This window comes from Rhodoferax sp., assembly GCF_039922535.1.
Lineage (GTDB): Bacteria > Pseudomonadota > Gammaproteobacteria > Burkholderiales > Burkholderiaceae_C > Rhodoferax_B.
In genome coordinates this window covers 1-7475 of sequence record NZ_JBDTEM010000483.1, presented here as the reverse complement: position 1 = coordinate 7475, position 7475 = coordinate 1, and the positions used below count along the sequence as shown (strand labels likewise).

Here is a 7475-nt window from a genome sequence, read left to right as displayed (position 1 = left end):
CGCGGCTGCAAGACGGCGGCGTGGCCCTGCGCAGCGACTGGCAGTCGGTGGAAGAACTGGTGGGCTCCGCCATCCGCGCCGCAGGCCCGGCCCTGCGCGGCCAGCACGTAGACACCGATGTGCCCGCCGACCTGCCGCTGGTGGAATACGACGCCGTGCTGATGGAGCGCGTGCTGGTGAACCTGCTGGAGAACGCGGCCAAATACGGCGCCTTGCCCATCGTGCTGACTGCCCGCGCCACCCCCACCAGCCTGGTGCTGTCGGTGCGCGACCACGGCCCCGGCCTGCCACCCAAGCTGCGGGGCCGCGAGGCCGAGCTGTTTGACAAGTTCACCCGTGGCAGCGCCGAATCCACCACCCCCGGCGTGGGCCTGGGCCTGGCCATTTGCAAAGCCATCGTGGATGCGCACCGGGGCCAGATCGTCGCCGCCAACGCGCCGAACGGTGGTGCAGAATTCACCCTCACTTTGCCGCGCCGCCCTGCGCCAGAACTATCTTGACCAGCCCTGTCGCCGTTCTCATCGAAGACGAACCCCACATCCGCCGCTTCGTGCGCGCCGCGCTGGAGGCCGAAGGCTGGCAGGTGTTCGAAGCCGACACCGCCAAACAGGGGCTGACCGAGGCTGGCACCCGCAAACCCGACCTGCTGGTGCTGGACCTGGGCCTGCCCGACGGCGACGGGCTGGACGTGCTGCGCGACGTGCGCGGCTGGTCGGCCGTGCCCATCATCGTGCTGTCGGCCCGCAGCGACGAGGCCGACAAGATCGCCGCGCTGGATGCCGGGGCGGATGATTACCTGACCAAGCCCTTTGGCGTGGGCGAGCTGTTGGCCCGCGTGCGCGCCAACCTGCGGCGACCGCGGGCCGCCACGGCGGACGGCGCGGGCGAGCCCGACCCGGTGTTCCGCTTCGGTGCAGTCGAGGTAGACCGCACCGCCCGCCTGGTGCGCCGGAACGGGGCCGAGGTGCACCTTACGCCCATCGAATACCGCCTGTTGGCCGTGCTGGTAACCAATGCGGGCCGCGTGCTCACCCACCGCCAGTTGCTGCGCGAAGTGTGGGGCCCGGCGCACACCCAGCAAAGCCACTATCTGCGCATCCACATGGGCCACCTGCGGCAAAAACTGGAGGCTGACCCGGCCCAGCCGGTGCACCTGCTGACGGAGACCGCCGTGGGTTACCGCTTACTGGTACAACCGTAAACGCTTAAAATATCAGCAAAATACGCCCCTGCCGCGCATCCAGACTCCATGAATAGCTACTCTATTCATAGCAAACACCATGAACACCCCCGTCCCCCCTCCGAAACCCGCCGTTCCTTTTCGCCGCGCCGCACCCCCCGCCGGTGCCGCCGCCAATAGCAACGAACCTGTACGCCTGAACAAACGCATGGCCGATCTGAACATGTGCTCGCGCCGCGAGGCGGATGAATGGATCGCCAAGGGCTGGGTCAAGGTCAACGGGGCCATCGCCGAGATGGGGGTCAAGGTCACGCCCAGCGACCGCATCCAGATCGACAAGGCCGCCAGCGGCCACCAGGCCAACCAGGTCACCATCCTGATCAACAAGCCCATGGGCTACGTGAGCGCGCAGGCGGAAGACGGACACGAGCCTGCGGTCACGCTGTTTACCGCGCAAAACCGCTGGGCCGAGGACAACGCCCGCTTTTTCTTCCACCCCAACCAGTTGCGCGGCCTGGCCCCGGCCGGGCGGCTGGACATCGACTCCATCGGCCTGCTGGTGATGACGCAAGACGGCCGCGTGGCCCGCCAGCTCATCGGTGAAGACTCGGTGATGGAAAAGGAATACCTGGTCCGCGTGGCCTACCACGGCCTGGGCCAGCCCGCACCCACTGGCCAGCTCATCCGCATGGACGACGACGACCCCATCACCACCAATGTGCAAGCCGTGTTCCCGCCCGCCATGCTGGCCAGGCTGCGCCACGGCCTGAGCCTGGACGGCCAACCGCTCAAGCCCGCCAAAGTGACCTGGCAAAACCCCGAGCAGTTGCGCATCGTCCTCACCGAAGGCAAAAAGCGCCAGATCCGCCGCATGTGCGAACTGGTGGGCCTCAAGGTGGTGGGGCTGAAGCGGGTGCGCATCGGCAATGTGATGCTGGGCAATCTGCCGGTGGGCCAGTGGCGGTATCTGGCACCGCACGAAGGCTTTTAAGGCCCTTCCGTAGAACGGCTATCGGCATAGTAATTGCTTAACCCAGGGGGCCTCCCGACACCTAACCCACGGCCCCCACGATGCACAAACGTCTTCCCCCGCTGAATGCGCTGCGCGTGTTCGCGGCCGCGGCCCGGACCGAGAGCTTCATGCAGGCCTGCGAAAGCCTGTATGTGACGCAGGGCGCGGTGAGTCGGCAGATCAAGCAACTCGAAGAATGGCTGGGCGTGCCGGTGTTCACCCGCACCCACCGGGGCGTGCAGCTCACCCCCGCCGGGCGGCAACTGTCCACCGCCGTAGACACGGCGTTCCAGCACATCGAAACCGTGGTGCAGAACCTGCAGCACCACAACCTGCGCCAGCAATTGGCGATCAACCTGCCGCCCACCTTTGCCACCCGCTGGATGGCCCCGCGCCTGCCAGACTTCCGGCGGCAGTTTGCCCACATCGACCTGTCCATCAGCACCCATGACGTGCATGCCCTGCGCGACGTGCGCCACTGCGACTGCGTGATCGCCTTCAGCGACCAGGCCTGGGCCGACGGGGACTGCTCCTTGCTGATGGTGGAGCAGCATGTGATGTTGGCCAGCCCGGTGCTGTGGGTCGATACCCAGCCCCCGCGCCTGGAAGACGCGACCCTGCTGCACATCACCGATGGCAATGTGCGCATGCCCATGTGGGAGCAATGGTGCGCCGCCCAGGGCCTGACCGAAGTCAACCCCAAGCCAGGCCTGAGCTTCAGCACGCTGGACCAGGTGATCAACGCCGCCCTGGCCGGGGCCGGGGTCGCCATCGTCGACGAGGCCATGGTGCCCAAAGAGTTGGCCGCGGGCAGCCTGCGCCATTTGAGCGACGTCAAAGTAGCCGGGCCGCACGGCTACTGGTTCGTCAACCTGGCCCGCGATGCGGACAGCCGCGCACTGGTCGGCCTGTTCCGCGACTGGCTAGCCAGCCAGTTCGCACCCGCCTGATTTTTTAGACCCCCCATTTTTCTCAAGGCTGGGGCCGCGAATTCGTGGTTTGTCCAAGTCGGTAGTCGCCGCTAACCTGCGGCGCTATGAATGAATATGACTACATCATCGTCGGCGCGGGGTCTGCTGGCTGCGTGCTGGCCAACCGGCTGAGCGCCAGCGGCACGGACCGGGTTTTGCTGCTAGAAGCGGGTGGATCCGACCGCAGCCCCTGGATCCAGGTGCCGATCGGCTATGGCCGCACCTTTGCCGACCCGCGCTTCAACTGGATGTACCACGCCGAACCCGAGCCCGCCATGGGCAACCGCCGCCTGTACTGGCCGCGCGGCAAGGTGCTGGGGGGCACCAGCTCGATCAACGCCATGGTCTACATCCGCGGGCAGCGCGAAGACTTTGACGACTGGGCGGCTGCGGGCAACCCGGGTTGGGACTGGAAGTCGGTGCTGCCGTACTTCAAGAAGTCGGAAGACCATGTGTGGGGCGCATCGGACTTTCACGGTAGCGGCGGCCCGCTGCGGGTCAGCGAATTTAGCGGCAAGGTGCACCCGCTGTGCGACACCTTCATGGCGGCTTGCAATACGCTCGGCTACCCCACCACGCGCGACTTCAACGGCGCGCAGACCGAAGGCGCCGGCCTGTGGCAAATGACCATCCGCGACGGTGTGCGCGCATCCACCGCGAATGCCTTTCTGCGGCCAGCGCTGCGGCGCAAAAACCTGACTTTGCAAACCCATGCCCAGGTAACCCGGGTGGTGTTTGAAGGCACGCGTGCCGTCGGCGTCGAGTTTTTGCACAAAGGCAGCCTGCACACCGTGCGCGCCGCGAAGGAGGTGGTGCTGTCGGGTGGCTCCATCAACTCGCCGCAGCTCTTGCAGCTCTCGGGTGTGGGCGATGCCGATCTGCTCCGGGGCCTGAACATCCCCTTGGTGCGCCACGCGCCCGCGGTCGGACAAAACATGCAAGACCACGTGTGCGTGTCGTACTACTTCAAGTCCAAAGTACCTACGCTCAACGACACCTTGTACCCGTTCAGCGGCAAGGTCAAGGCGGCGCTGCAGTACCTGCTGGGCAAGCAGGGGCCGTTGGCCATGAGCGTGAACCAGGCGGGGGCTTTTGTGCGCAGCCGCCCTGAGCTGGCCCGGCCCAACATGCATGTGTACTTCAACCCCATCAGCTACACCGCCAACGCCAAGCCCCAGGCCAAGCTGATGAACCCCGACCCGTATTCGGCGTTTTTGATGTCCTTCAACACCTGCCGCCCGACCAGCCGCGGCAGCATCACCATCCAGTCGTCTGATCCGTTTGCCAAGCCGGTGATACGCACCAACTTCTTGTCCACCCCGGAGGACTTGGCCGACGTGCAAGAGGGTAGCCAACTGCTGCGCCGCATTGCCGCCAGCGCGCCGCTGTCGGGCGTGGTGGCCTCGGAGCTGTTTCCCGGCCCAGATGCCACCTCGCCCGAGGCCTTGCTGGAAGATTTCCGCCAGCGCAGCGGCTCGGTCTACCACGCCTGTGGCACCTGCGCGATGGGCCCGGACCCGCTGCGCCATGTGGTGGACCACCGGCTGCGGGTGCATGGCATCCAGGGCCTGCGGGTGGTGGATGCGTCCGTCTTCCCCGCGGTGACCTCGGGCAACACCAACGCGCCGACCATCATGGTGGCCGAAAAAGGGGCCGACCTGATTCTGCAAGACCACGCGGTATGACTTTTCCTCAAGCATGGCGCGCCGAAATCATCGCTTTTCAACCCCCGCGCGCCTGCGCATGATTCACCCATCTGATTCTGGAGTTTGTATGACCACCCCTTTCCCTAAGATTGCCTTGGCCGATGCCGAATGCATGGACCTGAGCGACATCATCGACACCGAGCGCTACCCGCTGCAAGCGCCCGATTCCCCGCGCATGCAAGAGCTGGTGGAGATGTGCCGCAGCCAGCTGGCCGCCGAGGGCAGCTATGTGCTGCCCGGCTTTCTGCGGCCCGAAGCCATGCAGCGCGTCACCGAAGAAGGCCGTGTACTGGCGCAGAAGACCTTTTTCTCGCCACGCCAGAAGACCAACGCCTACTTCACCAACGACGACCCCAGCCTGCCCGCCACCGACCCGCGCCGCGTCTTCATGGACCGCACCAGCGGCTTCGTCACGCGCGACATGATCCCGGCGGACTTCATCATCCACCGCATCTACGTGTCTAAAGCCATGAAGCTGTTTGTGGCTGCCTGCCTGCAGCAGGAGCGGGTGTGGGAATACGCCGACCCGTATGCCGGTCTGGTGCAAAACGTGCTGCCCGATGGAACCCAACAACCCTGGCACTACGACACCAACGAGTTCATCGTGTCGATGATGACGCAGAAGTCCGAAGAAGGCGGCGACTTCGAATACTGCCCCAACATCCGTTCACCCGGCGGTGAAAACTACCCCGGCGTGGGCAAGATTGTGCGCGGCGAAGACCGCAGCCCGGTGAAGGTGCTGACCTTGCGCCCCGGCGACGTGCAGTTCTTCAAAGGCCGCTTCTCGCTGCACCGCGTGACACCGGTAAAGGGCAGCATCCAGCGCCATACCGCCATCTTTGCCTACTCCGAAAAGCCCAATGTGATGGGCCGCCTGGAGCGGACCCGCCAACTGTATGGCCGCGTGTCTGAGGCCCACCTGATTGCCGAAAGCCAACTGGTGCGCAACGACAGCCTGATTGACTGATTTCGCTTTTCCGTTTCCTTACCTCCCCACGATAAAACCCGAAAGATCCCACGCCATGGCACTCATCCGTCCCACCCAAGTTTTGGCAGACTGCGAACCCACCGCTGCCGAGATCGCGCAAATCCAGCGCGACCGCATGGCCCGCGTCAAGGCCGAGCTGAAGAAGCGCGACCTCACTGCTTGTATCCTCTTCGACCCCACGCACATCCGCTATGCATCCGGCTCGCGCAATATGCAGGTGTATTCGATGCGCAACCCGGCGCGTTACCTGTTCGTGCCCGCCGAAGGCAAGGTGGTGATGTTTGAATACGCCGGTTGCGACTTCCTGGCCGACGGCCTGGACACCATCGACGAAGTGCGCCCCGCCACGGCCATCTCGTACTACTTCTGCGACGACATGCTGGGTGATGTGACCAAGCGCTGGGCGGCAGAACTGCACGAGCTGATTCAGCAGTGCGGTGGTGGCAAGAAGATTGCCCTGGAAAGCGCTACCTCGGCCGCCGCGTTCGCGCTGCAAGCCTATGGCTACATCCTGTCCGACGCGCAAGAGCCGCTGGAACGCGCCCGCTGCATCAAGGTCGACAACGAGATCAAGATGGTCCGCGCCTCCCTGCGTGCCGCCGAGCAAGGCGTGCGCAATCTGGAAGCTGCGCTGGTGCCTGGCATCACAGAAAACGCGCTCTGGTCGCACCTGCACCAGCACATCATTGCCACCGATGGCGACTACATCGAAACCCGTTTGCTCAGCTCCGGCCCGCGCACCAACCCCTGGTTCCACGAGTGCAGCACCCGCGTCATCGAAGACGGTGATCTGGTCGGTCTGGACACCGACGTGGTGGGCCGCTTTGGCTACTACGCCGATTTTTCGCGCACCTTTCTGTGCGGCAAAGGCCAGGCCAACGCCGCGCAAAAAACCGTCTACCAGTTGGCCTACGAGCAGATCCACACCAATATGGAGCTGGTCAAGCCCGGCATGAGTTTTTCGGAATACACCACCAAGGCCTGGAAGATCCCCAAGCCCTACCAGGCCCGGCGCTATTTCGCGCTGGCGCACGGCGTGGGCATGTGCGGCGAGTACCCGTACATCGTGCACAGGGAAGACAGCGATGCCAAAGGCTACGACGGCGTGTTCGAGCCCGGCATGACCCTGTGCATCGAGAGCTACATCGGCCACGAAGACGGCGGCGAAGGTGCCAAGCTGGAAGAGCAGATCTACATCCGCAACGACGGCACGATCGAGCTGCTGTCCGACTACCCGTTCGAGCAGCGGCTGCTAGGCTAAGGGATCCGCTTCCAAGGGCAACACGGCGCGTAGCCAATAAGGGTCAGATCCCAATTGCGCGCGCCTTGTTAAGGGTTGAAAGCGGTGTCCACCCGCATTTGGGCTCTGACCCTTATTGGCGGTTTGATACCCCGCGTTCTGGATTTAACGGGCGTGAACGTAACCTCGATCCCTGGCCGGGCTGTGCCCCCGGCAGGGCAGTAACTTGTCTTTTGCGTGGCCAAAAGAAAGTCACCAAAAGAAAGGCCACCCCCACTACCTGCGCCCTCCGCTGGCGCTGCGGGAACCTGCGGTGCTCGCTTTGGGCGGGGTCTGGCTAAACTCGCTGCGCTCAAACAACGCCAGCCCTGATCCGCC

7 protein-coding genes are annotated in these 7475 nt (G+C 64.5%); all 7 read left to right on the top strand.

Features of this window, described 5'->3' with window-relative positions; genetic code table 11:
• The coding region (locus ABI213_RS22690) for an ATP-binding protein (RefSeq protein WP_348028776.1) at positions 1–500 on the top strand (500 nt) is incomplete at its 5' end.
• Positions 497–1201 (top strand): two-component system response regulator KdpE, encoded by a 705-nt coding sequence (gene kdpE, locus ABI213_RS22685; protein ID WP_348028774.1) that lies wholly within the window; start codon positions 497–499, stop codon positions 1199–1201. The genes ABI213_RS22690 and kdpE, both read left to right, overlap by 4 nt.
• A 79-nt stretch (positions 1202–1280) precedes the next feature.
• Positions 1281–2171 (top strand): pseudouridine synthase, encoded by an 891-nt coding sequence (locus tag ABI213_RS22680; RefSeq protein ID WP_348008306.1) that lies wholly within the window; start codon positions 1281–1283, stop codon positions 2169–2171.
• Positions 2172–2251: 80 nt separating this feature from the next.
• Positions 2252–3142, top strand: a complete 891-nt coding sequence (locus tag ABI213_RS22675) for a LysR substrate-binding domain-containing protein (protein WP_348008305.1) — start codon at positions 2252–2254, stop codon at positions 3140–3142.
• Positions 3143–3228: 86 nt separating this feature from the next.
• The gene (locus ABI213_RS22670) at positions 3229–4848 is read left to right on the top strand and encodes a GMC family oxidoreductase N-terminal domain-containing protein (protein ID WP_348008304.1); all 1620 of its coding nucleotides are present in this window, start codon (positions 3229–3231) and stop codon (positions 4846–4848) included.
• Between the two features lie 88 nt (positions 4849–4936).
• A complete protein-coding gene (locus ABI213_RS22665; protein WP_348008303.1) occupies positions 4937–5836 on the top strand; it encodes a hypothetical protein in 900 nt (299 codons plus the stop codon).
• A 55-nt stretch (positions 5837–5891) separates the two neighbouring features.
• A complete protein-coding gene (locus ABI213_RS22660) occupies positions 5892–7118 on the top strand; it encodes a Xaa-Pro peptidase family protein (protein WP_348008302.1) in 1227 nt (408 codons plus the stop codon).
• Positions 7119–7475: the final 357 nt, after the last annotated feature.